This is a genomic window from Caulobacter sp. FWC26, from assembly GCF_002742645.2.
Classification (GTDB): Bacteria; Pseudomonadota; Alphaproteobacteria; order Caulobacterales; family Caulobacteraceae; genus Caulobacter.
This window is the reverse complement of record NZ_CP033875.1, coordinates 2,171,831-2,197,016: the sequence shown is the minus strand read 5'-3', so window position 1 is coordinate 2,197,016 and position 25,186 is coordinate 2,171,831. Positions and strand designations below refer to the sequence as shown.

Annotated in this window: 28 protein-coding genes and 2 pseudogenes; 16 read left to right on the top strand and 14 right to left on the bottom strand. The window is 66.3% G+C overall.

The window, feature by feature from the left end; all coding sequences use genetic code 11:
- Nucleotides 1-32: 32 nt before the first annotated feature.
- Complete coding sequence (locus CSW63_RS12005; protein ID WP_062099885.1) at nucleotides 33-335, bottom strand: septum formation initiator family protein; 303 nt, start codon at nucleotides 333-335, stop codon at nucleotides 33-35.
- 353 nt (nucleotides 336-688) lie between these two features.
- Nucleotides 689-1,969, bottom strand: coding sequence for a phosphopyruvate hydratase (gene eno / locus CSW63_RS12000; RefSeq protein ID WP_062099886.1), 1,281 nt, complete (start codon nucleotides 1,967-1,969; stop codon nucleotides 689-691).
- Nucleotides 1,970-2,083: 114 nt separating this feature from the next.
- Between eno and CSW63_RS11995 the strand changes: the two genes are divergently transcribed.
- A complete protein-coding gene (locus tag CSW63_RS11995; protein ID WP_062099887.1) occupies nucleotides 2,084-2,854 on the top strand; it encodes an enoyl-CoA hydratase in 771 nt (256 codons plus the stop codon).
- 11 nt (nucleotides 2,855-2,865) lie between these two features.
- Here CSW63_RS11995 and CSW63_RS11990 read toward each other — a convergent pair whose 3' ends face one another.
- From CSW63_RS11990 to secG, 4 genes are all read right to left on the bottom strand, one after another.
- Nucleotides 2,866-3,867, bottom strand: a complete 1,002-nt coding sequence (locus tag CSW63_RS11990) for a retropepsin-like aspartic protease (RefSeq protein WP_062099888.1) — start codon at nucleotides 3,865-3,867, stop codon at nucleotides 2,866-2,868.
- Between the two features lie 120 nt (nucleotides 3,868-3,987).
- On the bottom strand, nucleotides 3,988-4,170 hold the full coding sequence (gene rpmF / locus CSW63_RS11985; protein WP_010919589.1) for a 50S ribosomal protein L32: 183 nt from the start codon (nucleotides 4,168-4,170) through the stop codon (nucleotides 3,988-3,990).
- A 114-nt stretch (nucleotides 4,171-4,284) separates the two neighbouring features.
- Nucleotides 4,285-5,937 (bottom strand): CTP synthase, encoded by a 1,653-nt coding sequence (locus CSW63_RS11980; RefSeq protein ID WP_062099889.1) that lies wholly within the window; start codon nucleotides 5,935-5,937, stop codon nucleotides 4,285-4,287.
- A gap of 114 nt (nucleotides 5,938-6,051) precedes the next feature.
- Nucleotides 6,052-6,513, bottom strand: coding sequence for a preprotein translocase subunit SecG (secG, locus tag CSW63_RS11975; RefSeq protein WP_062099890.1), 462 nt, complete (start codon nucleotides 6,511-6,513; stop codon nucleotides 6,052-6,054).
- Nucleotides 6,514-6,654: 141 nt separating this feature from the next.
- On the opposite strand from secG, the gene CSW63_RS11970 reads away from it, so the two are divergent.
- On the top strand, nucleotides 6,655-7,170 hold the full coding sequence (locus CSW63_RS11970) for a GNAT family N-acetyltransferase (protein WP_062099891.1): 516 nt from the start codon (nucleotides 6,655-6,657) through the stop codon (nucleotides 7,168-7,170).
- A 199-nt stretch (nucleotides 7,171-7,369) separates the two neighbouring features.
- Nucleotides 7,370-7,474 (top strand): annotated as a pseudogene (locus CSW63_RS24140) (hypothetical protein); the annotation flags it as partial.
- Here the strand turns inward: CSW63_RS24140 and CSW63_RS23530 are convergent.
- Both CSW63_RS23530 and CSW63_RS11960 read right to left on the bottom strand, forming a co-directional pair.
- Nucleotides 7,453-7,688 (bottom strand): annotated as a pseudogene (locus CSW63_RS23530) (hypothetical protein). The pseudogenes CSW63_RS24140 and CSW63_RS23530 overlap by 22 nt on opposite strands.
- Nucleotides 7,689-7,893: 205 nt before the next feature.
- A complete protein-coding gene (locus CSW63_RS11960) occupies nucleotides 7,894-8,634 on the bottom strand; it encodes an EcsC family protein (RefSeq protein ID WP_062094819.1) in 741 nt (246 codons plus the stop codon).
- 422 nt (nucleotides 8,635-9,056) lie between these two features.
- Between CSW63_RS11960 and CSW63_RS11950 the strand changes: the two genes are divergently transcribed.
- The 7 genes from CSW63_RS11950 to CSW63_RS11920 all read left to right on the top strand — a co-directional run bounded on the left by CSW63_RS11950 (nucleotide 9,057) and on the right by CSW63_RS11920 (nucleotide 15,684).
- Nucleotides 9,057-9,149: a hypothetical protein gene (locus tag CSW63_RS11950; RefSeq protein WP_231737364.1), complete on the top strand. Its 93-nt coding sequence runs from the start codon at nucleotides 9,057-9,059 to the stop codon at nucleotides 9,147-9,149.
- 282 nt (nucleotides 9,150-9,431) lie between these two features.
- Nucleotides 9,432-9,968 (top strand): hypothetical protein, encoded by a 537-nt coding sequence (locus tag CSW63_RS11945; RefSeq protein WP_127846968.1) that lies wholly within the window; start codon nucleotides 9,432-9,434, stop codon nucleotides 9,966-9,968.
- Nucleotides 9,969-10,104: 136 nt separating this feature from the next.
- Nucleotides 10,105-10,803, top strand: a complete 699-nt coding sequence (locus CSW63_RS11940) for a hypothetical protein (RefSeq protein WP_062094821.1) — start codon at nucleotides 10,105-10,107, stop codon at nucleotides 10,801-10,803.
- Between the two features lie 255 nt (nucleotides 10,804-11,058).
- Entirely contained in the window at nucleotides 11,059-13,275 is a 2,217-nt protein-coding gene (locus CSW63_RS11935) for an RNA degradosome polyphosphate kinase (protein ID WP_062099643.1), read from the top strand.
- A complete protein-coding gene (locus CSW63_RS11930; protein WP_062099642.1) occupies nucleotides 13,272-13,667 on the top strand; it encodes a hypothetical protein in 396 nt (131 codons plus the stop codon). Before CSW63_RS11935 ends, CSW63_RS11930 begins: the two co-directional genes overlap by 4 nt.
- Nucleotides 13,668-13,756: 89 nt before the next feature.
- Nucleotides 13,757-15,256 (top strand): Ppx/GppA phosphatase family protein, encoded by a 1,500-nt coding sequence (locus tag CSW63_RS11925; protein ID WP_062099641.1) that lies wholly within the window; start codon nucleotides 13,757-13,759, stop codon nucleotides 15,254-15,256.
- A gap of 158 nt (nucleotides 15,257-15,414) precedes the next feature.
- Complete coding sequence (locus CSW63_RS11920; protein ID WP_082749758.1) at nucleotides 15,415-15,684, top strand: hypothetical protein; 270 nt, start codon at nucleotides 15,415-15,417, stop codon at nucleotides 15,682-15,684.
- Between the two features lie 72 nt (nucleotides 15,685-15,756).
- Here CSW63_RS11920 and CSW63_RS11915 read toward each other — a convergent pair whose 3' ends face one another.
- Nucleotides 15,757-17,052 carry a serine hydrolase domain-containing protein gene (locus CSW63_RS11915; protein WP_349290477.1) on the bottom strand — a complete coding sequence of 432 codons (1,296 nt, stop codon included), beginning with the start codon at nucleotides 17,050-17,052 and terminating at the stop codon, nucleotides 15,757-15,759.
- 120 nt (nucleotides 17,053-17,172) lie between these two features.
- A complete protein-coding gene (gene rnd, locus CSW63_RS11910; RefSeq protein WP_062099639.1) occupies nucleotides 17,173-18,342 on the bottom strand; it encodes a ribonuclease D in 1,170 nt (389 codons plus the stop codon).
- A 125-nt stretch (nucleotides 18,343-18,467) separates the two neighbouring features.
- On the opposite strand from rnd, the gene purM reads away from it, so the two are divergent.
- The 3 genes from purM to CSW63_RS11895 all read left to right on the top strand — a co-directional run bounded on the left by purM (nucleotide 18,468) and on the right by CSW63_RS11895 (nucleotide 20,776).
- Nucleotides 18,468-19,493 (top strand): phosphoribosylformylglycinamidine cyclo-ligase, encoded by a 1,026-nt coding sequence (gene purM, locus CSW63_RS11905; protein WP_062099638.1) that lies wholly within the window; start codon nucleotides 18,468-18,470, stop codon nucleotides 19,491-19,493.
- A complete protein-coding gene (gene purN / locus CSW63_RS11900) occupies nucleotides 19,493-20,089 on the top strand; it encodes a phosphoribosylglycinamide formyltransferase (protein ID WP_062099637.1) in 597 nt (198 codons plus the stop codon). The genes purM and purN overlap by 1 nt, the downstream gene beginning before the upstream one ends.
- A gap of 63 nt (nucleotides 20,090-20,152) precedes the next feature.
- Complete coding sequence (locus CSW63_RS11895; protein WP_062099636.1) at nucleotides 20,153-20,776, top strand: DedA family protein; 624 nt, start codon at nucleotides 20,153-20,155, stop codon at nucleotides 20,774-20,776.
- Here the strand turns inward: CSW63_RS11895 and CSW63_RS11890 are convergent.
- Both CSW63_RS11890 and CSW63_RS11885 read right to left on the bottom strand, forming a co-directional pair.
- Complete coding sequence (locus tag CSW63_RS11890) at nucleotides 20,773-21,120, bottom strand: PRC-barrel domain-containing protein (RefSeq protein ID WP_062099635.1); 348 nt, start codon at nucleotides 21,118-21,120, stop codon at nucleotides 20,773-20,775. The genes CSW63_RS11895 and CSW63_RS11890 overlap by 4 nt on opposite strands.
- A 70-nt stretch (nucleotides 21,121-21,190) precedes the next feature.
- A complete protein-coding gene (locus tag CSW63_RS11885; RefSeq protein WP_082749762.1) occupies nucleotides 21,191-21,790 on the bottom strand; it encodes a YoaK family protein in 600 nt (199 codons plus the stop codon).
- Between CSW63_RS11885 and CSW63_RS23780 the strand changes: the two genes are divergently transcribed.
- Nucleotides 21,674-21,916, top strand: coding sequence for a hypothetical protein (locus CSW63_RS23780; protein WP_127846967.1), 243 nt, complete (start codon nucleotides 21,674-21,676; stop codon nucleotides 21,914-21,916). The two genes, CSW63_RS11885 and CSW63_RS23780, sit on opposite strands and share 117 nt — an antisense overlap.
- Here the strand turns inward: CSW63_RS23780 and ndk are convergent.
- Nucleotides 21,913-22,332: a nucleoside-diphosphate kinase gene (gene ndk, locus CSW63_RS11875; protein WP_062099633.1), complete on the bottom strand. Its 420-nt coding sequence runs from the start codon at nucleotides 22,330-22,332 to the stop codon at nucleotides 21,913-21,915. The genes CSW63_RS23780 and ndk overlap by 4 nt on opposite strands.
- A gap of 96 nt (nucleotides 22,333-22,428) precedes the next feature.
- On the opposite strand from ndk, the gene CSW63_RS11870 reads away from it, so the two are divergent.
- Together CSW63_RS11870 and CSW63_RS11865 are read left to right on the top strand one after the other, a co-directional pair.
- Entirely contained in the window at nucleotides 22,429-24,303 is a 1,875-nt protein-coding gene (locus CSW63_RS11870) for an ABC-F family ATP-binding cassette domain-containing protein (protein ID WP_062099632.1), read from the top strand.
- 75 nt (nucleotides 24,304-24,378) lie between these two features.
- Nucleotides 24,379-24,777 carry a hypothetical protein gene (locus CSW63_RS11865; RefSeq protein ID WP_062099631.1) on the top strand — a complete coding sequence of 133 codons (399 nt, stop codon included), beginning with the start codon at nucleotides 24,379-24,381 and terminating at the stop codon, nucleotides 24,775-24,777.
- Nucleotides 24,778-24,789: 12 nt separating this feature from the next.
- On the opposite strand, the gene CSW63_RS11860 is transcribed toward CSW63_RS11865, so the two are convergent.
- Nucleotides 24,790-25,173 carry a cytochrome c gene (locus tag CSW63_RS11860; protein WP_099504006.1) on the bottom strand — a complete coding sequence of 128 codons (384 nt, stop codon included), beginning with the start codon at nucleotides 25,171-25,173 and terminating at the stop codon, nucleotides 24,790-24,792.
- Nucleotides 25,174-25,186: the final 13 nt, after the last annotated feature.

Below are 25,186 nucleotides of genomic sequence, written 5' to 3'. Positions count from 1 at the left end.
ACCGGCAGCGTGTTCCGAGATATAGCGCCGGATCAGCGCGGACGCTTGACCCTGATCACATAGTCCCTCGGGTCAGCATATCCCAAGAGGGAACGCGCACGCTCCTCCAGAAGATCAGCCGACAGACTGCCGCTGCGTAATAGACGAGCGCGGGCCTCCAGGTCCATCCTCTCGGCGTGTATCTTCCTGAGTTCTCTGGTTTTTGCTGCGAGGTCCGCGTTGCGTTGCGAAATAGAAAGCAGCCCCCGATCACCCGTCAGAGCGTGAAAGGCGAAGTAGAAAATCAGGAAAAAGATCGCCGCAGTCGGCAGGAAAGGTTGCAGTCGGGCGAACATCTTAGCGTCCCAAAGGGGGATTCGCAGGATCGCCGACCAGCCTTAACGCCTTCTAAATCTAGGCGTTGCGCCAGCTCGCCGCCTGGTCGCGCGACAGGCGAACATTGCTTTCACCTGAGATCGTTTCAAGCGCATCTAGATGCCGCGCCGCCGAAGTCATTTCGCGTTGGCGAACAGGCTGGATTTGGTCTCGTTTGAAACCACTTCAAGCCTTTTAGAAAATTTGTGGGTTAACACCTTTTCCTGCGGCCGCCCCTTGCGGCCTTTTGGGGTGTTCTTGCGGGAATCGGATGCGAAAAAGGCGCGGCCACATGTGCGGCCGCGCCCCTTGATGTCATGCGTCTACAGGCGCCTTAACGCCCCTTGAGCGCCGCGCGACCCGCGTAGACACCCTGGTCGTCCAGCATTTCCTCGATGCGGAGCAGCTGGTTGTACTTGGCGGTACGGTCCGAGCGCGCCAGAGACCCGGTCTTGATCTGCCCGCAGTTCAGCGCCACGGCCAGGTCGGCGATGGTGCTGTCCTCGGTTTCACCCGAACGGTGGCTCATCACGCTGGTGTAGCCATGACGATGCGCCAGCTCGACCGCGTCGATCGTCTCCGAGAGCGTACCGATCTGGTTGACCTTCACCAGGATCGAATTGGCCAGACCCTTGTCGAGGCCGATCTGCAGACGCTTGGGGTTAGTCACGAACAGGTCGTCGCCGACCAGTTGCACCTTCTTGCCCAGGGTGTCCGTCAGCAGCTTCCAGCCGTCGAAATCGTCCTCGGCCATGCCGTCTTCGATCGTCAGGATGGGGAACTTGGCGACGAGGCCGGCCAGATAGTCGACCATGGCGGCGGGATCGAGGGACTTGCCCTCGCCTTCCAGCTCATACTTGCCGTTCTTGAAGAACTCGGTCGAAGCGACATCGAGGCCCAGGACGAAGTCGTCACCGGCCTTGTAGCCCGCCTTCTCGCCCGCCTTAACGATGAACTCGAGCGCGGCTTCGGCCGACGCGAGGTTCGGGGCGAAACCGCCTTCGTCGCCGACGTTGGTGTTGTGGCCGGCGTCCTTCAGGGCCTTCTTCAGGGCGTGAAAGATCTCGGCGCCCATGCGGAGACCTTCGCGGAAGTCCTTGGCGCCGGTCGGCAGGATCATGAATTCCTGGATGTCGATCGGATTGTCGGCGTGGGCCCCGCCGTTGATGATGTTCATCATCGGCGTCGGCAGGACGCGGGCGTTGACGCCGCCGACGTACTTGTAGAGCGGCAGCCCCGCCGACTCCGCAGCGGCCTTGGCCGTCGCGAGCGAGACGCCCAGAATGGCGTTGGCGCCCAGGCGCGCCTTGTTCGGCGTACCGTCCAGCTCAATCAGCAGGTTGTCGACCCGACGCTGGTCCTCCGCATCCACGCCCGACAGAGCGTCAAAAATCTCGCCATTGACGGCGTCGACGGCCTGCTGGACGCCTTTGCCAAGGTAACGCGCCTTGTCGCCGTCCCGCTTTTCATTCGCCTCGTGGGCGCCGGTCGAGGCGCCCGACGGCACGGCGGCGCGACCGAAAGCTCCATCTTCGAGAACGACGTCGACTTCGACGGTCGGGTTACCCCGGCTGTCGAGAATTTCGCGGGCGATGATGTCGACGATCTCGGTCATGGACTGCTCCTCAAGGCCAAAGGCGCGGGAGCCTTAGCCCCCAAGCGATCTCGGCGCAACTTGACTTCCCTTTGGGAGGGCGTGTGAACGTCGATAACCCTAAGGAGGATCGAAATGCTGCTCATCGAACGACGCGGCCGCATAGCCATAGTGACGCTGAATCGGCCCGAGGCGATGAACGCGCTATCGAAGGCCCTGCGATCAGCGCTTCACGAGGCGATGGTCCAGTTCGATCAGGACCCGGATGTCAGCGCGGTGATCTTGACCGGCGCGGGGGAACGCGCCTTCACGGCGGGGCTGGACCTGAAGGAGCTTGGCGCCGATCCGGCCGCGATGGGCGCAGCCAACGATCAGGATGCTCGCTCGAACCCGGTTCGCGCGGTCGAGACATGCCGGAAACCGGTGATCGGGGCGATCAACGGCGTCGCCATTACAGGCGGCTTCGAGCTGGCCCTGGCGTGCGATGTCCTGATCGCGTCGGAGAACGCCCGGTTCGCCGACACCCATGCCCGAGTGGGCATCATGCCCGGCTGGGGCCTCTCTCAAAAGCTCTCGCGGCTGATCGGCCCCTATCGCGCCAAGGAGTTGTCCCTCACCGGGAACTTCCTGGACGCCCGGACTGCGGCCGAGTGGGGCTTGGTCAATCGTGTCGTCCCGGCCGACCGGCTTCTGTCCGAGGCGCTAGTCCTGGCCGAAGACATGACCTCGATCCCCGTCGAGACGCTTGCGTTCTACAAGGGGCTGATCGACGACGGATATGGCATGGCCTTCCGCCAAGGCCTCGCGCTTGAGCATGAACGCTCGAGCGCGCACAACGCTGACGTTACCCCCGAACGTGTCGAGCAGCGGCGACGACAGGTCATGGAGCGTGGTCGCGGACAATAGGACCGCCACCCTCAGGCCTGGAGCACGGGAGAAAACCCACCCTGCCCTAGCCTGAACAGCACTTGGCCCGCCCCGAAGTCCAGCTCGACGCGGGCGAAGAGCCGCAGCACGTCCACGCCAAACAGCGCCGCCGGCCGATCGTTTAGACCCCAGTGATTGAAGACATGCAGGTCGGCGAACGCCATCGGCGTGTTGCTGAGGCGTAAGTCCCCCATCGCGATCGTCGGAATGATCCGAAACTCGCCCAGCTGGATCTCGCCGCTGGCCGTCAGCAGTCGGATACGTCGCACAAAATCCGGCGAACGGCGACGCTTCGCGGCGATAGCGCGGGCCAGCGCCATGTTCCCGATCGTGACCCCACCGCCGGAGTCGATAAACGCCAGCGACCGGGCGCCGCCGATCCGGGAGTCCGCCAAGGTAAGGCGTCCATACCGGGCATTGGCCGCGACATTGACCTCCCGCGAGGTCTTGAAGGGCTCGAAACTGGGCGCGCTGCGTCGCACCTCCAATTGCTTGCGCTGGAAATCGATGACCACATTGCGGCCCTCCAGCGCGTCGACCCCCAGGAGCCCATCCGCGCCGACCCGCTCGTAGGGCAGCACCGGCAGGATGCTGTTGGTCAGACCGGTCTCCCCGGCCCGCAGGATCCGGACCAGCGCGGTCGGGCAGGTCAAGGATCCCGAAGCGCCATGCACCAGCACATCGGGACCGCGCGGCAGGTTCAGACGTTCCGCGATCGCAGGCGTGAGCACCGTCTTGTCGGCGCCGGTGTCGACCACGAAGCGGAAGCCGCCCGTATCGTTTACGCTGGTCGCGACGGTCAGCCTGGCGTCGCTGTCGAGCGTCGCGTCGAGAATCACCAGCGGATCCTCGGCGGCCTGCGGGACGTCGCTGCCGGTCTGAGGCAGCGCCGGCGCTTGGCTGGGGATCGGGGTGAGCGCGGATGCCCCGGCGACGCCGGGCGCGGCGAGGATCGATCCCAGCCCTCCGGCCAACAGGCGACGCGTGAACATCGGCTTTGTCCTCCCGACAGGAGGCTACCACCGTTTCGACGTAAGCGACAAAAATACGACGAAAAGCGCCGCCGGAACGAGCCCGGCGGCGCTTTCGAGTCGTCAGAGGCGAAAGGAGACTTAGTCTTCCTTCGGCGTCAGGATCTGCTTGCCGTTGTACATGCCGGTCTTCAGATCGACATGGTGCGGACGGCGCAGCTCGCCGGTGTCCTTGTCCTCGATGAACGAGTTGGCGCCCAGGGCGTGGTGCGACCGGCGCATGTTCCGGCGAGAAGGCGAAGTTTTTCTTTTAGGAACGGCCATCGAAGTGACTCTGCTCGCTGAGCGTGAAAATCGAGAGCGGCGGCTTGGGAGCGCCCGAGCCGCCGCGTGAGGGCGGGCTTATGCCCGAATCTGTTGGAAGATGCAACCTCGTGATCAGACGAGGCGTCCGTGCTCCTTCGCGGCGGCGATGAAGCTGGCGAAAAGCGGGTGCGGGGCGAACGGACGGCTCTTCAGTTCGGGGTGATACTGCACCCCGATGAACCACGGATGGTCGTCCCGCTCGACGATTTCGGGCAGCACGCCGTTGGGCGAGCGACCGGTCAGTTTCAGCCCCGCATCCTCCATCAGGTGGACGTAGCCGATATTGACCTCGTAGCGGTGGCGGTGGCGCTCGCTGATCTCGGTGGCCCCGTAGATCTCGGCGACCTTCGAGCCGGCCGTCAGGACCGCGTCATAGGCCCCCAGGCGCATGGTGCCGCCCAGGTCGTCATTGGCGCGGCGCTGGACGGTCTCGTTGCCCTTGATCCACTCGGTCATGATGCCGACGACCGGGCGCTCGGTGGGGCCAAATTCGCTGGAGCTGGCGTCCTTGATCCCCGCGACGTTCCGCAGGGTCTCGATCACGGCCATCTGCATGCCGAAGCAGATGCCGAAGTACGGCACCTTGCGTTCGCGGGCGAACTGGGCCGCGCGGATCTTGCCCTCCGCGCCCCGCTCGCCGAAGCCGCCCGGCACCATGATGGCGTGGGCGTTCTCCAGGCGCGCCGCAGCGGCCCCCTCGTCGCCCTCGAAGGTCTCGCTCTCGACCCAGTCGAGATTGACCTTGACCTTGTTGGCCAGGCCCCCGTGATGCAGGGCCTCGATCAGCGACTTGTAGGCGTCCTTCAGCACCGTGTACTTGCCGACCACGGCGATGGTGACCTCGCCATCGGGATGCTGGACGGTGTCGTCGATGGTCTTCCAGCGCGTCAGGTCCGGCGCCGGCGCGTCGCGCATGCCGAACACGTCCAGCACCTCGGCGTCCAGGCCCTGCTCGTGATAGTCGATCGGCACGGCGTAGATCGACGATGAGTCCATCGCCTGGATCACCGCGCTGGGCCGGACGTTGCAGAACTGGGCGATCTTGCGCTTTTCCTCGGGCGGGATCTCCTGCTCGCAGCGGCACAGCAGGATGTCCGGCTGGATGCCGATCGAGCGCAGTTCCTTGACCGAGTGCTGGGTCGGCTTGGTCTTCATCTCGCCGGCCGTCTTGATGAACGGCAGCAGGGTCAGGTGCACGTAGCAGCTCTGCCCGCGCGGCAGGTCCTGGCGCAGCTGGCGGATGGCCTCGAAGAAGGGCAGGCCCTCGATGTCGCCCACCGTGCCGCCGATCTCGACCAGCACGAAGTCGACGGACTTCTCGCCCGTCTCGTCCATGGCCGGCGACAGGACGAAGTCCTTGATCTCGTTGGTCACGTGCGGAATCACCTGGACGGTCGCGCCCAGATAGTCGCCGCGGCGCTCCTTCTCGATGATCGTCTTGTAGATCTGGCCGGTGGTGATGTTGTCGGCCTTGGTCGCCGACACGCCGGTGAAGCGCTCGTAGTGGCCAAGGTCGAGGTCGGTTTCGGCCCCGTCGTCGGTCACGAAGACCTCACCGTGCTGATACGGGCTCATCGTGCCCGGATCGACGTTGAGATAGGGGTCGAGCTTACGGAGGCGGACCTTGTAGCCACGCGCTTGCAGCAGCGCGCCGAGCGCCGCCGAGGCCAAACCTTTGCCAAGCGAGGAAACCACGCCGCCGGTGATGAAGATATACCGCGTCATGGGCGATCAGATTACCCGTGATTCGTGGACGCGGGGAGAAAGACCCGCGTTCATCAACAAGATTAAACCCCCGAGGTGGCCCTCGGGGGTCGGTGAAAGCGCCGTCAGGGACGGTTAGGGCTTGGGCTGGCTGGCCGGAGCCGGGGTCGGCTCTGCGGGGGCCAGGAGCGCCGGCTGCTGAGCCGCCGGGGCCGGCGTGTTGATCTGCGGCGTCGGCGCCTGGATGCCGCCGGGCTGCGGGGCCGACGGCAGCGAGTTCAGCGAGCCGGGCGCCGGGGCCGGCGCCGGGACGGTCTGCAGCGTCTTGGCGTCCAGGCCCTTGATGCGGTCGGCGACCGAGCCGCTCTTGTCCAGGCGGCCGGTCAGGATGGTCAGGGCCAGGCTGATGATCAGGAAGATCGAGAACAGGATCCAGGTAATGCGGGTCAACAGGTCGCCGGCGCCGCGCGCGGTCATCAGGCCGCCCGAGTTGCCGCCCATGCCCAGCGCGCCGCCCTCGGAGCGCTGCAGCAGCACCACCCCGATCAGGGCGAGGCAGACGACGATGTTGATGGCCAGCAGAACGCCGATGAGCATGACGAATGAATTCTCGATCCGGGCGCGGGACAAACCCCGCGCGAAAAACGAAGCGGCCCCTCTACCACTAGAGGCGGCTGCACGCCATAGCTGGGAAGCGTCCGCGCCAACGCAAGCCCATAAGCCCCACCAAAGGACCGCATGATCCTCGAAACCGAACGCCTGATCATCGCCCCGCTGACGGTGGAAGACGCGCCGCTCTTGTATCCGTTCCTCAGCGACGCCGAGGTGATGTCCAGCCTCGACCAGGAGCCGATCGAGGATCCCGACGAGGTCACCGCCCGCGTGACGGCCCAGGTCGAGGAGATGGCCGGCGGGAAAGCCGCCTACTGGGCCATCCGCCGCGCGGCCGACGGCGCCTTCATCGGCTTCTGCGAGCTGTTCGACATCGACCGCCGCCGCGACAGCGCCGAGATCCGCTTCGCCATCGCCCGCGAGGGCTGGGGCCAGGGCCTTGGCCTGGAGGCCCTGAGCGCCCTGCTCGCCCAGATCGCCGCCGACGACCTCAAGACCGTCACCGCCCGCGTCCATGTCGGCGACACCTCCGCCGAACGCTTGCTGGCCAAGCTGGGCTTCCGCCCCGACGGCTACATCGTCGGCGCCGTGCACCGCGACGGCGAACGCCGCGACCGGCGGGTCTATGGGCTGAGGCTTTAGGGTAGACACGCTGGCCCTCGCCCCTCCGCGCTGCGCGCTCCTCCCCACAGGGGGAAGAAGGTGCGCGCGTCCTTCCGCCCCCTTTGGGGGCGGACGACCGCGAAGCGGTCAGGTGGGGGCAAGTGAGATCATCCTCACGCGGCTAGCCGCTGGAGGTCTGGAAAGGGACGCGGAGCGCCGGACATCCGTCCGGAGTTGATTGATAAATACCGTTTCGACGAAGCCGACGCTCCGCGCAGTCGTTATCCGCCAGCGTCCCGGGAAGGTGGCCCTGTTCGGGCCTTACCGGGACCCGGGCGCTTCCGTTTCCGGCAGCGCCCGGCGATCGAAGAGGGACGAACCCTTTCCCTCGACCACGCCGACGGCGGGCGGGTCTGGCCAGCAACCAGATCCCCGGACCGTCCGAGTATCCCCCTCGAACCTGTCCCCGCTCGACCGCCCCCCGCCGCCGCAAATGGTCGCTGGCCATGCGCCCCTTCCTCGCGACGAGGTGGATAGAGACTACGCCAGGTTTTCAAGCCGGGGATGAAACGGCGAAAACGCCCACCCAATCCCCTCTCCCAAAGGGAGAGGGAGGGACCCAAGCAAAGCTTGGGAGAGGGAGGGGTTACACCCTTTCCGGACCAGGCAGGACCTGACAAGAAACTGAAAGGGCGGGGCTTTCACGGTCAAAGCCGCAACCTCTCACCCTCCCGCGCCTGCGGCGCGGGCCCCTCCCTCTCTCTAGGAGAGAGGGACTTCGGCGCCCGTTCCAATCTGGGGATAAGCCCCCTGCTCGGCCCGCATCCGATAGGCCATCACCGCCGTGTGGCCCAGCTTCTCGACGAGCCGCCAGTTGACGATGGCCCCCAGCGGCGCGCCGACCACGGGCAGGAACTGGGCCAGCTTGGCCAGGTCGATGTGGTCGCGGTACTGCTGCTGGAAGGCCCGCCAGTCGAAGTCGTCCAGGTGCTGGGGATGGGGCTTGGAATCCCAGTGGTCCAGCGCCGCCAGCGCCCCGGCCCGGTGCGCGCCGTCGGAAAAGGCCAGCTCGAAGACGTGCAGGATAAAGAGGCGCTCGGGCAGCGCCGTCCCGTCATGGCCGAAGATGGCGGCGATCTCGAACAACAGCTTGATCTTGAAGCTCATCAGCAGCGGGAAATCGGCCGCCGCCATCAGGAAGCCCCCGGCCCCGGTGACGCCGCCCTCGACCGCGGCCGTCTTCTTCCAGCCGTCGATCGCCTTGGCCGCCCGCGCCCGGCGCTCGTCCAGCGTCAGGTTATAGAGCGGCGAGCCCGTGGCGAAGTCGGCCCCGGTCAGCATCGCCCGCGTCATGCCCTCGATGGCCGTGGTGATGGCGGCGTGGACCTTCTCGGGGATGATCCTGTTGATCCGCTGCTGCGCGGCCCGCGCCAGACCGTTCAACGGCCCCGGCGGCTGGATCAGGTCGGCGCGCCAGGCGAGGAGGTCGGGGGAGAGGGTCATGGGGTGGAGATAGGGGTTTGGCGCGCGCGGGTGAAGGCGCGCGGTCTTCCTTCTCCCGCAAGGGGAGCAGGGTTTTCGCCCCCTTCATGTGTCATCCCGGCCGGACCCCGGCGAAAGCCGGGGGGAGAGCCGGGACCCAGGGGCCGCGCGCGCGGCGTTCCAGCACCCCCTGGGTCCCGGATAGCCTCTGCGAGGCTTCCGGGATGACACGATAAGGAGGGCTTGAAGCCCCCAAACCCGACCTCCCCGGCGAACGCCGGGGTCCAGATCGAACCCGCCGCCGTCGAAGCGCTCGCAAGGCCGCAGGGCGCGCCCACCCAAACCGTTCCGGATGAATCTGGGCCCCGGCATTCGCCGGGGAAGTCGGGGGTTTGGTGGGATCCAGTTCCGCTCCTTCTCGCCCGAGAAGGAGCCCGCCTTACATCTCCCGGCGAGACGATCGCAGGGCTGTCCGAGTCACTCAAGGACGACGCTCCGCGTCGCCGCCGCGCGGCCGCCCGCAGGGCGGTCCTTGACTGACTTGGTCAGTCCTGCACGCTACAGCCTCCAAGAGATTTAAGGACGGGAGTGCGCGCGCCTCCAAAATGTCTATTAACAGGAATCATAAATATAATTTCGAGGAATAGGTGGAACAATCCATATACTTTAAAGAAATTTCGTCCAAAATCAGCGAGGCTAGAAATTATTGTCGCGAGCTTTCAAGCGTATTACCCTCAATAATATCCGCTTCAGAACTGAACGTTTGGTCAAAAGCGCCCTACAAGGCACTCTGTATTAGCACTTCGCTTGGCCACAGAATGCTCGATCTCGTTGAGATGTCGGCAGAAGCGCTCGAGCGACGGAAGTGGGCTTCTGCAGCCACCTTAGCCCGAGCTGCAATGGAAACCAGCGCCCTCTCCTGGGAATTAAAACGGACGATGGAAGGCGTTCACCTTACCCCGGCCGCGCACTTCCACGAGAAGCTTGATCGCATGTTGCTCGGACATAAAGACAAGTCGATTGGCGATGTCGAGGCTATAAACGTACTCACAACCATCCCGCGCATGGCGCTAGAGTTTCCCGCGCTGGACAAAACATATTTCGGCCTCTGCGAGGTCGCGCATCCAAATTGGAGCGGGGCTCTGGGACTTTTTGCAAAGACGAACTACGAAGATTTTGAAACTTCGTTTGGCCCGCAGCCGGAAAATTCGCACGGACTTATAGCTGCAAATGCGATCGTCGTATCAATTAGTATCCAGCTGCACGCTATTAATCGGACAAGTTTACTCATTGAAGAATGGCGACGACAGTTACCAACGCTGGATGATCCCCGTCCACCTGACCCAGGCCATTAATGACGCCGAATGCCCGCTCCTCCATCCACACCTCCCACCGCCTAATCCCCATCATCCCCAGCTCCGCCACCTCCCCCGCCCCGCCGAAGCGGCCTATATCCTTGGCCTGACGTTCACCACGCCGGACCCCAAGGGCTTGTCCACCCAGTTTCGACTGCCGCTGTCCCTCACCCCCAGCTATGGCCGGGAGGACTTCGCCGTCTCGTCGGTCAACGCCGAGGCGGTGGCGCGGGTCGATGCGTGGCCGGCCTGGCCGGAGGGGCGGCTGGCCCTGGTGGGGCCGGCGGGCAGCGGCAAGACGCATCTGGCGCGGGCCTGGGCCGATGAGGTCGGGGCCGTGGTGGTGGACGCGGCCGATCCGGCCGCCGCGCCGCTGGACCTGGCGCCCCTGCGCGGCCGGCCGGTGCTGGTCGAGGACGCCGAACGCCGCGCGCAGGGCGGCGCGCTGAGCGACGAGGCGCTATTTCATCTTCTCAACATGGCCGGGGTGGACGGCGGGACCGTGCTGCTGACCGGCCGGGTCGCGCCCTTGGCCTGGGAGACGGCGGTGCCGGACCTGCGCTCGCGGCTGAACGCCCTGTCGGTGGCGGTCCTCGACGAGCCCGACGATGGGGTGCTGGAGGCGGTGCTGCGGCGGGCCTTCGCCCAGCGGCTCCTGAAGCCCGAGCCCGACCTCTATCCCTACCTCGTCGCCCGCCTGCCCCGCTCGGCCGCCGAAGCCATCGCCGCCGCCGACCTGCTGGACGAGGAAGCCGCCTCGCGCCGGCGCGAGTTGAACAAGGCCCTGGCGCGGGAGGTGCTGGAGGGGTTCGAGGGGGAGGATGAGGCGGGGTAAAAATCCCTCTCTCGTGGAGAGAGGGAGGGGCCCGCCGCGCAGCGGTGGGAGGGTGAGAGGATAAACCTTCCCGGCGTTCGCGCCGCCGAATGACGATCCAGGCCAGGGCTTTAAGGGCTGCAACCTCTCACCCTCCCGCGCCTGCGGCGCGGGCCCCTCCCTCTCTCAAAGAGAGAGGGATTCATTTTCCCCTGTCGTCACCGCGTCACTTGCCTCATTCACCATGACGGAACAAAGTTCGCCTAGATAGAGTCCATGACCGACGCCCTGCCGATCGCCGCCAACGCTCCTGTCGCCGCAACCGCCGACGCGCTGACGCTCGACGCCGAGCTGATGGCCTCGCCCGAGCGGTTCTTCAACCGCGAGCTCTCGTGGCTGGCCTTCAACCAGCGGGTGCTGGAGGAGAGCTCCAATCCGCGCCACCCGCTGCTGGAGCGGCTGCGGTTCCTGTCGATCAGCGCCAACAATCTCGACGAGTTCTACATGGTGCGCGTCGCCGGCCTGAAAGGTCAGGTGCGCGAGGGCGTGCGGGTGGTCAGCCAGGACGGCCTGACCCCCGGCGAGCAGCTGACGCGCATCAACGCCTCGGCCGCCGAGCTGATGGCCGCTCAGCAGACGATCTGGCGTCAGGTCCGCACCCAGCTGTGGGACGAGGGCCTGAAGCTGCTGGACGCCAAGGACATCGAGGGCGACGACCGCAAGCGGGCCGAGGAAATCTTCCTCAACCAGATCTTCCCGGTGATGACGCCGCTGGCCATCGATCCGGCGCATCCGTTCCCGTTCATCCCGAACCTGGGCTTCTGCCTGGCCTTGAAGCTGCGGCGGATCGCCGACGACAAGCACCTGTACGCCCTGGCGCCGATCCCCTCGCAGGTGCGGCGGTTCTGGGAGCTCTCCTCGGTGGTCGCGCGCGGCCGCAAGCGCCAGCGCAAGATCGTCGCCCTGGAGAGCATGATCATCCTGTTTTTGGAGCACCTGTTTCCCGGCTACGAGGTCGAGGGCCGGGGTCTGTTCCGCCTGATCCGCGACAGCGACCTCGAAATCGAGGAAGAGGCCGAAGACCTGGTGCGCGAGTTCGAGGCGCGGCTGAAGAAGCGTCGCCTGGGCCAGGTGGTGCGGGTCAAGATCCAGACCACCATGCCGGCCGACCTGCGCGAGTTCATCATCGAGGGCCTGCGCGCCGAGCCCGAAGACGTGGTGCTGGTCGACGGCAAGCTCGGCTTGGCCCAGATGTCCGAGCTGATCCCGCCCGACCGTCCGGACCTGAAATTCCCGCCCTTCAACGCCCGCTTCCCCGAGCGCATCCGCGACCACGGCGGCGACTGCTTCGCCGCGATCCGCGAGAAGGACATTCTCGTTCACCACCCGTTCGAGAGCTTCGACGTGGTGGTGCAGTTCCTGCGCCAGGCCGCGCGCGATCCCAACGTGCTGGCGATCAAGCAGACCTTGTACCGCACCTCCAAGGACAGCCCGATCGTGGCGGCCCTGATCGAGGCGGCCGACAACGGCAAGAACGTCACGGCGCTGGTCGAGATCAAGGCGCGCTTCGACGAGGAGAATAACCTCAAGTGGGCGCGCGACCTGGAACGGGCCGGCGTGCACGTGGTGTTCGGCTTCGTCGACTGGAAGACCCACGCCAAGCTGTCGGTGGTGGTGCGCCGCGAGGGCGAGACCCTACGCACCTACTGCCACTTCGGCACCGGCAACTATCACCCGCAGACGGCCCGGGTTTACACCGACCTGTCGCTGTTCACCTGCGACCCCGCCCTGGGACGCGACGGCGGCAAGCTGTTCAACTTCATCACCGGCTACGCCCAACCGGGCCGGCTGGAGAAGCTGTCGTTCTCGCCCCAGACGCTGAAGCCGGATCTGCTGCGGATGATCGCGCTGGAGGCCGAAGCCGCCCGCGCCGGACGTCCGGCGGCGATCTGGGCCAAGATGAACGCGGTCGTGGATCCGCAGATCATCGACGCCCTCTACGCGGCCAGCCAGGCCGGGGTGCAGATCGACCTCGTGGTGCGCGGCATCTGCTGTCTGCGTCCGGGCATCAAGGGCCTGTCGGAGAACATCCGGGTCAAGTCGATCGTCGGCCGGTTCCTGGAGCACTCGCGCATCGTGGCCTTCGCCAACGGCGCGCCGATGCCCAGCGCCCAGACGCGGCTCTATATGAGCTCGGCCGACTGGATGCCGCGCAATCTCGACCGCCGGGTCGAGAGCCTGGTGCCGATCGAGAACCCGACGGTCCACCAGCAGGTCCTGGACCAGATCATGGTCGCCAACCTCAATGACGAGGCCCAGAGCTGGAAGCTGGACAGCGAAGGCGACTACGCGCGCGATCCGGCCTGGAACAGCAAGGGCGCCTTCTCGGCGCACGACTACTTCATGACCAATCCCAGCCTGTCGGGACGTGGTCACGGCGCCCGCGACCTGCCGCGCGCCTTCGACCACGTGGGGCCCAAGCGCAAGCGGTGAGGCGCGCCGCCCTCGTCGTCATGGCCCTGCTGCCGGCTCTGACCGCCTGCGCGCCCAAGGGCGAGCGGCGGGCTGACATCTGCGCGATCCAGGCCCTGCCCGCCCGCCCCGGCTTCGACCGCTTCGGCGCGCCGCCGCCGGGCGTGGAGAAAGCCGCCCAGGCGACGGCCGAGGTCTACGGTCCCGGGATCGCCGGCGGCTATGGCGTGCGCTGGTGGGGTCCCTGCGGTCCCAGCGCTCAGACCACCGACATGCTGCTGCTGGGGCCCGCCCCGTGGGCCCTGACCAAGGGCGGCCCCCGCGCCGACGGCCACCAGGTCGCCTACGGCACCTGCTACCACCGGCGCGAAGCTGATGGCTGGCGCACCGTGGCCTGCCGGATCAACCGCTAAACGGCCTCCGCGCGTTCATCCCCATGGAAAATCGACCAGAGACCCTTGGTCCCGCTTTCCCGACGCCGGGAATAGGCTAAAGGACGCCCATGCCCTTCCAGGCCCCGCGCGACGCGGCTGTCATCGATATCGGCTCGAACTCGGTCCGCCTGGTGGTGTACCGACTGGAAGGCCGCGCCATCTGGACCGTGTTCAACGAGAAGGTGCTGGCCGGCCTTGGCCGCGACCTCTCAAAGACTGGCCGCCTGTCGCCCGAAGGCGTCATCCAGACCCTGCAGGCCCTGAAGCGCTTCCGGGCCGTGCTGGAAGCGGTGACACCGGCCGAGACGTTCGTCGTCGCCACCGCTGCGGCCCGCGACGCCGAAGACGGTCCGGACTTCATCGCCCGCGTCCGCGAGGAGACCGGCTTCAAGGTCCGGGTCCTCTCCGGCGAGGAAGAGGCGCACTACGCCGCCGTGGGCGTGCTGGCGGGCGCCCCGAACGCCACCGGCGTGGTGGGCGATCTGGGCGGCGCGAGCCTCGAGCTCGTCCACCTGTCGAGCACGGGCGCGGGCCGGGGCGTCACCCTGCCGCTGGGGCCGTTCAGCCTGGCCGGTCCGGCGGGAACCGCCAACGGCTTTGACCCCGACCGCGTGCGACGCCTGGCCCAAGACCGGCTGCTTCCCGTCGCGGCTGACTTCCGGACCGAGACCTTCCACGCCGTGGGCGGGGCCTGGCGCAATCTGGCCCTGCTGCACATGCGCTTGTCGGGCTATCCGCTGCACGTCGTCCATCAGTACGAGATCACGGCCGCCGAGGCGCTCGAGGCCGCCCGCTTGGTCGCCCACCAGTCCAAGAGCTCGCTGGAGCGGATCGAGGGCATGAGCAAGAAGCGCTCGGAGACCCTGCCCTACGCCGCGATCGTCCTGGAGACGCTGATCGAACAGCTTCACCTGAAGCGGATCGAGATCTCGGCCTATGGCGTGCGCGAAGGCCTGCTGTTCGAGGCCATGCCGCCGCGCGTTCGCGGACTGGACCCCCTGATCGAAGGCTGCGGTGCGCTGGGCCACCGTCAAGGCGTCGCCGACGAGTTGGGACCGGCGCTGGACGCCTGGATCTCGCCCGCCTTCGCCGACCTGCCGCCCCTGTTCGGCGACCGGGACCCGATCTTGATCTCAGCGGCCTGCCGCCTGGCCGACATGGGCGTTCGCCTGCACCCCGACCATCGGGCGGACCTCGTCTTCGAACAGGTGCTGCGCGCGCCGATCGCGGGTCAGGGTCATGCCGAGCGGTGTTTCCTGGCCACGGCCGCCCACGCGCGCCATGCGACCAACTTCCATCCGCCGGAACTCGAGACGCTGGAGCGCCTGCTGAGCCCGGCGCAGTTGAAGCGCGCCCGCGCGCTCGGCGCCACGATCCGATTGGCGTGCGATCTGTCGGGCCGGAGCCCCAGCCTTCTGGCGCGCTCGACCCTCAGCCTCGACAAGAGCCATCTGATCCTGGCTGCCGAGCCTGGCTTTGCCGATCTACTTCTTGGTGAACAGACCAATAAGCGCGCCAACACCGCCGCTCAGCACCTTGGCCTGAAGACAAAGATTATCGCCGCTTAATCTCCGTCTACAACACAAGTATAGATCATACTTAACTGCAGATGAATTTCCCCATTACGGGGGAGATGAGCTTTTGAGACGGCTGAAACGTGCGGAAAGAGCACGATTTGTTAGCCCTACCTCGCACAACCTGCCCTCAACAACAAATGTGGAGGTCAGTGATGTTGCAGCGTAAGTTCGACTATCTCGACGCGATCGCTCCGGCTCCTGCCGCTCGCAAGCGCCTGGAACTGCGTGTCGCCAATGACCACGACGCGCCGGTCACCAGCGCCGCCCGCACCCTGCAATCGGAACTGGGCCGCGTCTTCGCCCAGGAAACCAGCTGGTCGGTTCGCCGCACCGTGGCGATCGGGATCGTCTTCCACCTAGGCGTCTTCTGCGCCTTGGGTCTTGCCGCCGGCGGCGCCCTGGCGCAGTTCGCCCACTGAACGCCACCAGCTTCTGACCGCGTCTAGAGCATTTCTCCAATCCAGACAGATCGGAGCAATGCTCGAGCTGGATCAGTCCGCCAGTTCCGCGCCGCTCGTGATCGGGTCTCCCCGTTCGAGCTCTAGGAAGTCGGTGAACGGCTGGCCATAGACGCGGTCGAAGAACTCGGCCTGGTATCGGAATGGCAGGTTGGCGTCGCTGTTCCACAGCATCACGATGCCAGTCCGCGTCGCCGGGTCGAACATCATGGTCGAGCGATAACCCGCCACACCGCCGCTATGCCCGACAAGGTCATGGCCCTTGTAGGTGAAACTGCGCATCCCCAGGCCATAGCCTGGCTGCTTCAGCTCTCGCGCGATGTTGAGGCGACCATAGGGCCGCCCGGTGCCGACACGCGACCTCTGAACCTCACTCAGCACATCCCTCGACAGGACGTCGCCCCGCAGCCCCATCTGGGCCTGCATCCAGATCGCCAAGTCCACGATGTCCGAGTTCACTCCCGCCGCTGCGGGCACGTGGTAGTAGGCCTCCGAGAACGGCAAGGCTCGCCCATGGCGTGACGGATGGGCCCAATTGGCCGACGCCTTCAGCCCCGCCGCCCCGAACGTCGCGCTCTTCATGCCCAGAGGCTCGAACAAGCGGCGCTTGACCGCTTCGCCATAGTCTAGGCCCGTGCGCGCGCGGATCACCTCCGAAATCGTGTCGTAGGCGATGTTCTGATAGGTGTGGCAGGTCGCGGGCGGACACACAGGCTTCAGCGTCGCGAACGAACCCCGGATGACCGTCGGGTCTTCGCCGTCTTCCAGTCGTCCGTCATAGGCGTTGCGACCAAGGCCGGTGCGCTGGGAGAGCAGTTGCTCCAGAGTCAGCCCGACCTGGGCGTCGCCAGGCAGGCGCAGGCTTGTGTTGAAGACCGACAGCGGGTCTTGCAACGACAGCGCGCCGTCGGCGGCCAACCGGGCCGTCAGTGTCCCCGCGATTGTCTTCGACAGAGACGCCCAGCGAAACACCGTCCGCGCATCCACGCGCTGGGCGTTGTCGGCGGCGGTGTAGCCATAGCCGTGAACGAAGGCGAGCCGCCCGTCCTCGACGATCGCGACCGCCAGCCCCTGCATCGAACGATCAGTCATCATCGCTCTGAGGCGAGCATCGATCGCGCGGTAGTCGATCCGGCCATGCCAGTCCGCTGGGCGCTCCGGGATCGGCGCAACGGCCTGGGACAATGGCGCCGGAAGGATCTTCGGCGCGGCGTCCTTGAGAAACGGGAAGGTCGCCAGACCGGCCAGAACCAGACCAGCCCCGCCGAAGGCCAGCCACTTCAAGCGCCGCCGCCGCTCCCAGTCGCTCTGCTCGCCGGTATCCAACACGCGTCTACTCATGAAACGAAAAAGAGGTCGGATCGCGGCGCTGAACGCCGACGACCCGACCTCTTCTAGGCAGACTCGGCGCCCGGCCCAACCAGGCCCAACGGCGCAATCTGGGGAGAACTATTCGCCCTTGGGGGCGCGACGCACCTCGACCACGCGCACGCGCGCGCCATCCAGCACCAGCGCCAGTTCGCCCCGCTTGATCTTCAAGGCGTCGGAGCCGAAGGCCTCGCGCCGCCAACCGGTCAGGGCAGGCGTCGCGGCGTTGTCGTCGGCGGCGATCTTTTCGAGGTCCGACACCGTGGCGATCAGCTTGGACGCCACGCCGGCCTCTTCGGCGCGAGCCTTGAGCAGCACCTTCAGAAGCTCGACCACGGCGCCGGCGTTCTGCGGGGGCGGAGGACCAGGCTTGTCGACGACGGGCGCATAACCCTCAGGATCGGCCAAGGCGGCCTTGATGGCGGCCAGAAGATCCGGACCGAACTTGCTGCCGCCGAAACCCTTTGGCACGCCGCGCAGGTTGTTCAGCGCCTCCAGGCTGGTCGGCGCCTGGGTGGCCAGTTCGTCGATGGCCTCGTCCTTCAGGATTCGGCCGCGCGGCTGGTCGCGGTTCTGGGCAGTGCGCTCGCGCCAGGCGGCGACGGCCTTGAACACCGCGAGATACTTGGCCTGCGTCTTGCGCGGGCGAAGGCGACGCCAGGCCTTTTCCGGGTCCACGTCATAGGCGGCGGGATCGGAGATGGCGGTCATCTCCTCCTCCACCCACGCCAGGCGACCGGAGGTCTCCAGACGCTCGCGCAGGATCGGGAACAGCTTGGCCAGGTGGGTCACATCGGCCAGGGCGTAGCTCAGCTGCGCGTCGGTCAGCGGACGCCGCGCCCAGTCGGTGAAGCGGCTCGACTTGTCGATCTCGATCCGCAGCATCTGCCGCACCAGGGCGTCATAAGCGATCTGCTCGCCGAAGCCGGCCGCCATGCCCGCCACCTGCGTGTCGAACAGCGGTTTGGGCATCGCCTTGAGGTTGTTGAAGATTTCGACGTCCTGACGCGCTGCGTGGAAGACCTTCAGGATGCGCTCGTCACGCATCACGGCCAGCAGCGGTTCCAGATCGATGCCGTCGGCCAACGGGTCGATGACGGCTTCATGCGTGGGAGACGCGACCTGAATCAAGCACAGCATCGGCCAATAGGTCGTCTCGCGCATGAACTCAGTGTCCACGGCGACGAAAGGCTCGCCCGCAAGGCTATTACAGAACGCCGCCAACTCGGCGGTGGTGGTGATCGGCTTCATCCGCTGCTAATAGCCTCGCGCACCCCCGAGTCTGCAAGCGTCAAGACGCGCCAAGCGTGGCTGGGAGGCAAATTTTCCGCGAGTGCGGTCGGCGTCATCGCCGTCCGACAGACCAGAGCGAGCGAATGAGCGATCTGCCCAACGGCCTCACCTACGCCCAGGCGGGTGTCGACATCGATGCGGGCAACGCCCTGGTGGACGCCATCAAGCCGCTGGCCAAGGCGACCCGTCGTCCGGGCGCGGAAGCCAGCCTCGGGGGCTTTGGCGCCTTGTTCGACCTGAAGGCCGCCGGCTACGATGATCCGCTGCTGGTCACGACCACCGATGGCGTCGGCACCAAGCTGCGGATCGCCATCGACACCGGCATGCACGCCACGGTGGGCATCGACCTGGTGGCCATGTGCGTCAACGACCTGCTGGCCCAGGGCGCTGAGCCGCTGATGTTCCTCGACTACTTCGCCACCGGCAAGCTCGACGTCGAGACGGCCAAGAGCGTCGTCGCCGGCATCGCCGAGGGCTGCAAGATCTCCGGCTCCGCCCTGGTGGGCGGCGAGACCGCCGAAATGCCGGGCATGTACGCCGACGGGGAGTACGACCTGGCCGGCTTCTCGGTCGGTGCGGTCAATCGTGACGCGGTCCTGCCGAAGCTGGACCAACAGCGCGCCGGCGACATCATCATTGGTCTGGGGTCTTCGGGTCCGCACTCGAACGGCTATTCGCTGGTGCGGCGCGTGGTTGAGCGTTCGGGCCTGGCCTGGGACGCGCCTTGCCCCTTTGAGGCCGGCAAGACCCTCGCCGAAGCCCTGATGGCGCCGACCCGCATCTATGTGAAGTCGCTGTTGCCGCTGCTGAAGTCGGGCCGCGTCAAGGGCGGCGCCCACATCACCGGCGGAGGCCTGATCGAGAACCCGCCGCGCGCCATCGCCGAGGGCCTCGCCGCCGAGTTCGACTGGAACAGCTGGGCCATGCCACCCGTGTTCGACTGGCTGGCCAAGACCGGCGGGATCACCGAGCACGAGATGCGCCGCACGTTCAATTGCGGCGTGGGCTTCATCATCATCGTGGCGCAAGCCGACGCCGAGCCTGTGTTGGCGGCCCTGCTGAACGCCGGCGAGGACGCCTTCATCTGCGGCCAGCTGGTCAAGGCCTGATGGGCCCCAGGACTAAGGTCGCCGTCCTGATTTCGGGTCGGGGCTCCAACATGGAAGCCCTGGTCCGCGCCGCCCAGGCGCCCGGCTGCCCGTTCGAGATCACCCTCGTCCTGGCCAACAAGCCGGACGCCAAGGGCCTGGAGATCGCCGCCGCAGCCGGGGTCGAGGCGCTCTGCGTCGACCAGAAGCCGTTCGGCAAGGACCGCGAGGCGCACGAGCGCGCCATTGATGCGGCCCTGCGTGCGCGCGGGGTCGAAGTGATCGCCCTGGCCGGCTACATGCGGATCCTGACGCCGTTCCTGGTCGACGCCTGGGAAGGCCGGATGCTGAACATCCACCCCTCCCTGCTGCCCGCCTATCCGGGTCTGGACACCCACGCCCGCGCGCTAGCAGGCGGCGAGGTCGAGGCCGGTTGCACGGTCCATCTGGTCACGGCAGGCGTCGACGAGGGCCCGATCCTAGGTCAGGCTCGCGTACCGATCCTGCCCGACGACGACGCCGACGCCCTGGCCGCGCGCGTGCTGGCGCAGGAGCACCGGCTGTATGCCGACACCCTGGCGACCTTCTGTCGCGGCCTTGGCGCCGCGAAAGACTAAGGTTCACGCGCGTTTACGACACTGGGTCAGAGATTCGTCACAGTCGGTAACGATACTGTCGGCATGGACGCCTTCCTGAATCAGACCTTCGCTCTCGCGGCCGACAACAGCCTGTTGGCGGGGGGCGTGCTGTTCGTGTTGACCCTGCTGGAAGCGCTGCTGGTCGTCGGCGTGCTGATCCCGATCGTCGGCGTGATGCTCGCGGCGGGCGCCTTGGTCGCCCAAGGCGTCATGCATCCGGTCGAGGCGGTGCTGTGGTGCAGCGCCGGCGCGGCGGTGGGTGACGCCCTCTCCTACATGATCGGCCACCGCCTTGGCGGCCGTAACGGCGCGCGCATGCTGTTCTCTGGTCGCCGCCGTCTATTCGCCCGCGCCAAGCTGCTGGCCCGGCGCCATGGCGCGATCGCCATTGTCGCGGCTCGGTATCTGGGCCCCGTTCGCCCGATGATCCCGATCCTGGCCGGCATGAGCCGCGCGCGGCCTTGGCGTTTCCATATCGCCAGTGCGCTGACCGCGCCGATCTGGGTCGTCTCGCTGATGGCCCCGGGCTACCTGGCGGTCAGCAACCTGCAGCGTTTGAACCTCGACCCTGGCATCGCGGGTCCCCTGGCGGTCGCCGTGATGATCGTCGTAGCGACCGGCTGGATGATGATGCGACGTCCGGCGGCCCGCGCCTTGACCGTCTAGTGGTCAACGTCCGCGTTGGCGGCGTTAAAATAGCGCTCCGAAAGCTCGTCCCAAGCATAGTCCCGATTGGCAAGCTGGGTCCGGTCATAGCTGGGAGAGCCTTTGAACTGCTCCTTGCTAATGTCGGCCTGGAAGGTCTTGGCGACAGGATCGAAGCGGACCAGCGCCCAGGGCACCGGATGATACTTGCCCGAACCACCCAGTAGCCCTGGGGCCTCCACGATCACGTAGCCGATCTGACCCGACGCAAGGTCGATGAACGTCTCGCGAACTGTCCCTAGCTTGCCACCGCCCTCGCCGGTCAGGTCCATGCCGAGGATGTCGCTGCTTTTGGTGAGGCTCATCGGTGTCTTCTTCTCCGTTTGGCGGGTTGCGCCGGAGGAGAGAGCGTCTGAACGCGACGAGAGTTGCCGCCTATACCGAACGCCAGCGGCGCTCGGCCCACAAGGCGCCACCCAGCACCATCGTCACAGCCACCCAAAGCGAAGCCGCGCCAACGGTCAGATAGGCCAGCGCGCCAAGAGCGCCGCCGGACGCAAGTCCCGTCCACAGAAGCACGTAACGCAGCCAATCACGCGGTTCGCGCCCCACCAGAGCGCCCGCGATGCGCTGCCCGGCCTTCACCAGGGCGCCGGTCATGTAGGTCAATCCGACCACCACATCGCCGTTGCGTTGAAAGACAGCGTTCTCCGCGCCCATGGCCATGGCGACCGCAGCGATACCGGCTCGATCGTGGCCCAGCGCCAGCAGGATCGCTCCGACGGCCAGCAATGTAGCCTCAAGGATCAGCACCGGCGAACGCCGCTCTTCTCCAAAGGCTCTCGCGGTCAGCGCGCCTAGCACCACGCCCGTAACGAAAGCCGTCACCAGACCGAAAACCGTCAGCGCCGCGGCCCAATGCGCGGTGGCCAGCGCCACACCCAGGCGCGTGGAGTTGCCGCTCATGAACGAGACGAAGAAGCCGCCCAACTTGAGGAAGCCAATCGCGTCGACATAACCCGCCACCCCCGACAGCGTGACCGCCAACGCCACCTCGCCGCGTCCGTAGTGCTGCACGTCCCGACTCCCGCGCAAAAGAAAACGGCCGGATCGTCACCGATCCGGCCGCCTCTGGTCATCAGAAAAGTCGCAAGCGATTAGCCGACGATTTCTTCTTCCGTGAAGAACTGGGCGATTTCGATGCCGGCGTTCTCCAGGCTGTCCGAACCGTGGACCGAGTTTTCACCGATCGACAGGGCGAACTGCTTGCGGATGGTGCCTTCGTCGGCGTTGGCCGGGTTGGTGGCGCCCATGACTTCGCGGTACTTCGCGACGGCGTTGTCGCCTTGCAGGACTTGGACGACGACCGGCTCGGCGGTCATCTGAGCCACGAGTTCGCCGTAGAACGGACGCTCGGCGTGGACTTCGTAGAACTTCTTGGCTTGGGCTTCGGTCAGCTTCACGCGACGCTGAGCGACGATGCGCAGGCCGGCGGCCTCGATCACAGCGTTGATGGCGCCGGTCAGGTTGCGACGGGTGGCGTCCGGCTTGATGATCGAGAAGGTGCGTTCGGTCACGGTAGTGATCTCACAGAAAAGTTGTGAATTGGGAGGTTGCGGGCTTATAGCCGTGCGCCCCGCCCCCGCCAACCCCGCCGCGTAACCTTCACAAAAATGCTTCAGATCAACGACCTGACTTTCGATGCCTGGGGCCGGCGGTTCTTCGACAAGGCCAGCGTCAGCCTGCCGCCCGGCGCGAAGGTCGGCCTGGTGGGCCGCAATGGTGTGGGCAAGTCGACGCTGTTCAAGCTGATCCTTGGCCATCTGCACGCCAACGACGACGAGATCAGCCTGCCCAAGAACGCCCGTATCGGCTCGGTGGACCAGGAACACCCGGCCACGCCCGTATCGCTGCTCGACACCGTCCTGGAGGCCGACGAGGAGCGTCACAGCCTGCTGACCCGCCTGGAGACAGCCAACCCCGAAGAGATGGGCGAAATCTGGGCTCGGCTGATCGAGATCGACTCCGACGCCGCCCCGTCCCGCGCCTCCGAAATCCTGGTGGGTCTGGGCTTCAGCCAGGAGGACCTCGCCCGCCCCATGAGCGAGTTTTCCGGCGGCTGGCGGATGCGGGTGGCGCTGGCGGCGGCGCTGTTCGCCGAACCCGACATGCTGCTGCTCGACGAACCGACCAACTATCTGGACCTGGAAGGCGCGCTATGGCTGGAAGCGCGGCTGGTCAAGTATCCGCATACCGCGCTGATCATCAGCCACGACCGTGAGCTCTTGAACAACAGCTGCACCCACATCCTGCACATGGCCAACGCCAAGCTGGAGCTCTACACGGGCGGCTACGACGATTTCGAGAAGCGCCGCGCCGAGAAAGCCCGTCTGCAGATGGCCACTAAGGCCAAGCAGGACGCCGAGCGCGCCCACCTGCAGTCGTTCATCGACCGCTTCAAGGCCAAGGCTTCCAAGGCCGCTCAGGCTCAGTCGCGAATGAAGCGTCTGGCCAAGATGGAGCCGGTGTCGGTGACCCTTGAGGAGCGCGTCGCCCCCTTCACCCTGCCCTCGCCCGAAAAGCCGTTGCCGCCGCCGCTGATCCGGCTGGAGAAAGCCAATGTAGGTTACGAGGAAGGTCGGCCGATCCTCAAGCGTCTGGGCCTGCGGATGGACCTGGACGACCGCATCGGCCTCTTGGGCGTCAACGGTGCGGGCAAGTCGACCTTCGCCAAGCTGATCGCCGGCGCGCTTGACGTGCAGAGCGGCGAGTTCCACCGCGACAAGAAGATGAAGGTCGGCTGGTTCCACCAGCACCAGATCGAGGCGATGGATCCCAACGACACGGCGCTGGAGATCATTCGCCGCGCCATGCCGGAGGCCACGGAGGCCTCGCGTCGCTCACGCCTCGCCCAGTTTGGTCTGCCGTTCGAGAAGCAGGAGACCCGGGTGGAGGCGCTGTCGGGCGGCGAACGGGCCCGCCTGCTGCTGAACCTAGTGGCGATGGACGCGCCCCACCTGCTGATCCTCGATGAACCGACCAACCACCTCGACATCGACAGCCGCCGGGCCCTGCTGGACGCGCTGAACGACTATATGGGCGCGGTGATCCTGATCACCCACGACCGCTCGCTTATGGAGCTGGTCGCCGACCGGCTTTGGCTGGCGGCCGACGGTACGATCAAGCCGTTTGACGGCGACATGGACGACTACGCCAAGTTCGTGCTGGAACGCGCCAAGCAGGCCGTAAAGCCCACCCAGGTCGCGCGCGAGAACGTCAAGGCCGCCGCCCCCCCTTCGCCCGCGCCGAAGAAGGTCGCAATCGAGCCTTTACGTCGCAAGGTCGAGGCCGCCGAGCAGGTGATGAACCGCCGCACCCGGGACCTCGCCGAACTGGAGGCCCAGCTTGGCGACCCGGACCTCTACATCAAGAACCCAGGCAAGGTCGCCGAGCTGACCAAACGTCGGGACAACGCTCAGGCCAAGCTGAGCGAGGCCGAAGAGGCCTGGATGACCCTGGCGGAGGAACTGGCTGAAGCCGAGGGCTGAGCCGCCTCAGGTGAACGGCCGTTAAACCATGTCGTTTAGCGCTTCCAGAACGTCTGGAAGCGCATGGTGCGGCCTATGAGCACAGGTCACCCCCGCAACCATGTCGTCGCCAACCCCGAGGGGCTGTCGTCGCACGTCGTGCTGGAGGCGTTCGCCGAGTGGGTGAACACCCGGATCGGCGAGGCCCTGCGGATCGAGATGGACCTGGCCTTCCGCGACCGCCCCTTCGACGTTGAAGTCGGCCGCTCGCCGGCTCTGGTCGGCTGGGAGCACAAGTTCATTCAGCCCGGCGCGCCGGCGCCGCGCGGCAAGATGTGGACGGTGTATCGCCTGCACGATCAGAAGGACCGCCCGGTCCACCTGCCGAAGTCGGGCGATCTGGTCGAGGACCTGACGCCCCTGCTCGGCGAGCTCGGCTATCTTGGCGTCTTCGAAGACGGCGTCGCGCAGTTTCCGGGCGTGGGCAAGCGCTGACGGCGCGCCCTATCAGCGACGGGAGTCGTCGCGCGGCTTGTCGTACAGTGTGCGAAGATAGGCGGTGACATCGGCGATCTGTATCGCCGTCATCGCCTTGGGCGGCATGGCGTAGTGGCCGACAGACGCGATCGCCTCCAGTTCCCAATCCAGCCGATAGTCAGCGTACTTTTTGGCGACCTCTCCGAAGGGCGGAGCGTCGGAACGCGGGCTGACGCCATCGGCGGTGATCGCATGGCAACTGGCGCATTGCTTGGACGCGAAGGCCGCCCCCCTTGCGGGCGAACCCGGGATAGCGTCGTCGGCGACGCCAGCGGATCGCGACGACTGGGCCGATGACATCGCCGGCGCCATCAGGGCCACCATCGCCAGAGCGCTTATCAGTAGGTGTCGCATCTCGGTCACTCCC

What these genes read in the sequence shown, in the direction of transcription:
- CSW63_RS11865 (WP_062099631.1), top strand. Translation starts at nt 24,379, where the DNA reads ATGAGCACAGGTCACCCCCGCAACCATGTCGTCGCCAACCCCGAGGGG.
- CSW63_RS12005 (WP_062099885.1), bottom strand. Translation starts at nt 335, where the DNA reads ATGTTCGCCCGACTGCAACCTTTCCTGCCGACTGCGGCGATCTTTTTC.
- CSW63_RS11895 (WP_062099636.1), top strand. Translation starts at nt 20,153, where the DNA reads ATGGACGCCTTCCTGAATCAGACCTTCGCTCTCGCGGCCGACAACAGC.
- CSW63_RS11980 (WP_062099889.1), bottom strand. Translation starts at nt 5,937, where the DNA reads ATGACGCGGTATATCTTCATCACCGGCGGCGTGGTTTCCTCGCTTGGC.
- CSW63_RS11945 (WP_127846968.1), top strand. Translation starts at nt 9,432, where the DNA reads ATGCTCGATCTCGTTGAGATGTCGGCAGAAGCGCTCGAGCGACGGAAG.
- CSW63_RS11995 (WP_062099887.1), top strand. Translation starts at nt 2,084, where the DNA reads ATGCTGCTCATCGAACGACGCGGCCGCATAGCCATAGTGACGCTGAAT.
- CSW63_RS11860 (WP_099504006.1), bottom strand. Translation starts at nt 25,173, where the DNA reads ATGCGACACCTACTGATAAGCGCTCTGGCGATGGTGGCCCTGATGGCG.
- CSW63_RS23780 (WP_127846967.1), top strand. Translation starts at nt 21,674, where the DNA reads ATGCGCGGTGGCCAGCGCCACACCCAGGCGCGTGGAGTTGCCGCTCAT.
- rpmF (WP_010919589.1), bottom strand. Translation starts at nt 4,170, where the DNA reads ATGGCCGTTCCTAAAAGAAAAACTTCGCCTTCTCGCCGGAACATGCGC.
- CSW63_RS11935 (WP_062099643.1), top strand. Translation starts at nt 11,059, where the DNA reads ATGACCGACGCCCTGCCGATCGCCGCCAACGCTCCTGTCGCCGCAACC.
- secG (WP_062099890.1), bottom strand. Translation starts at nt 6,513, where the DNA reads ATGCTCATCGGCGTTCTGCTGGCCATCAACATCGTCGTCTGCCTCGCC.
- CSW63_RS11870 (WP_062099632.1), top strand. Translation starts at nt 22,429, where the DNA reads ATGCTTCAGATCAACGACCTGACTTTCGATGCCTGGGGCCGGCGGTTC.
- purM (WP_062099638.1), top strand. Translation starts at nt 18,468, where the DNA reads ATGAGCGATCTGCCCAACGGCCTCACCTACGCCCAGGCGGGTGTCGAC.
- eno (WP_062099886.1), bottom strand. Translation starts at nt 1,969, where the DNA reads ATGACCGAGATCGTCGACATCATCGCCCGCGAAATTCTCGACAGCCGG.
- CSW63_RS11890 (WP_062099635.1), bottom strand. Translation starts at nt 21,120, where the DNA reads ATGAGCCTCACCAAAAGCAGCGACATCCTCGGCATGGACCTGACCGGC.
- CSW63_RS11970 (WP_062099891.1), top strand. Translation starts at nt 6,655, where the DNA reads ATGATCCTCGAAACCGAACGCCTGATCATCGCCCCGCTGACGGTGGAA.
- purN (WP_062099637.1), top strand. Translation starts at nt 19,493, where the DNA reads ATGGGCCCCAGGACTAAGGTCGCCGTCCTGATTTCGGGTCGGGGCTCC.
- rnd (WP_062099639.1), bottom strand. Translation starts at nt 18,342, where the DNA reads ATGAAGCCGATCACCACCACCGCCGAGTTGGCGGCGTTCTGTAATAGC.
- CSW63_RS11990 (WP_062099888.1), bottom strand. Translation starts at nt 3,867, where the DNA reads ATGTTCACGCGTCGCCTGTTGGCCGGAGGGCTGGGATCGATCCTCGCC.
- CSW63_RS11960 (WP_062094819.1), bottom strand. Translation starts at nt 8,634, where the DNA reads ATGACCCTCTCCCCCGACCTCCTCGCCTGGCGCGCCGACCTGATCCAG.
- CSW63_RS11925 (WP_062099641.1), top strand. Translation starts at nt 13,757, where the DNA reads ATGCCCTTCCAGGCCCCGCGCGACGCGGCTGTCATCGATATCGGCTCG.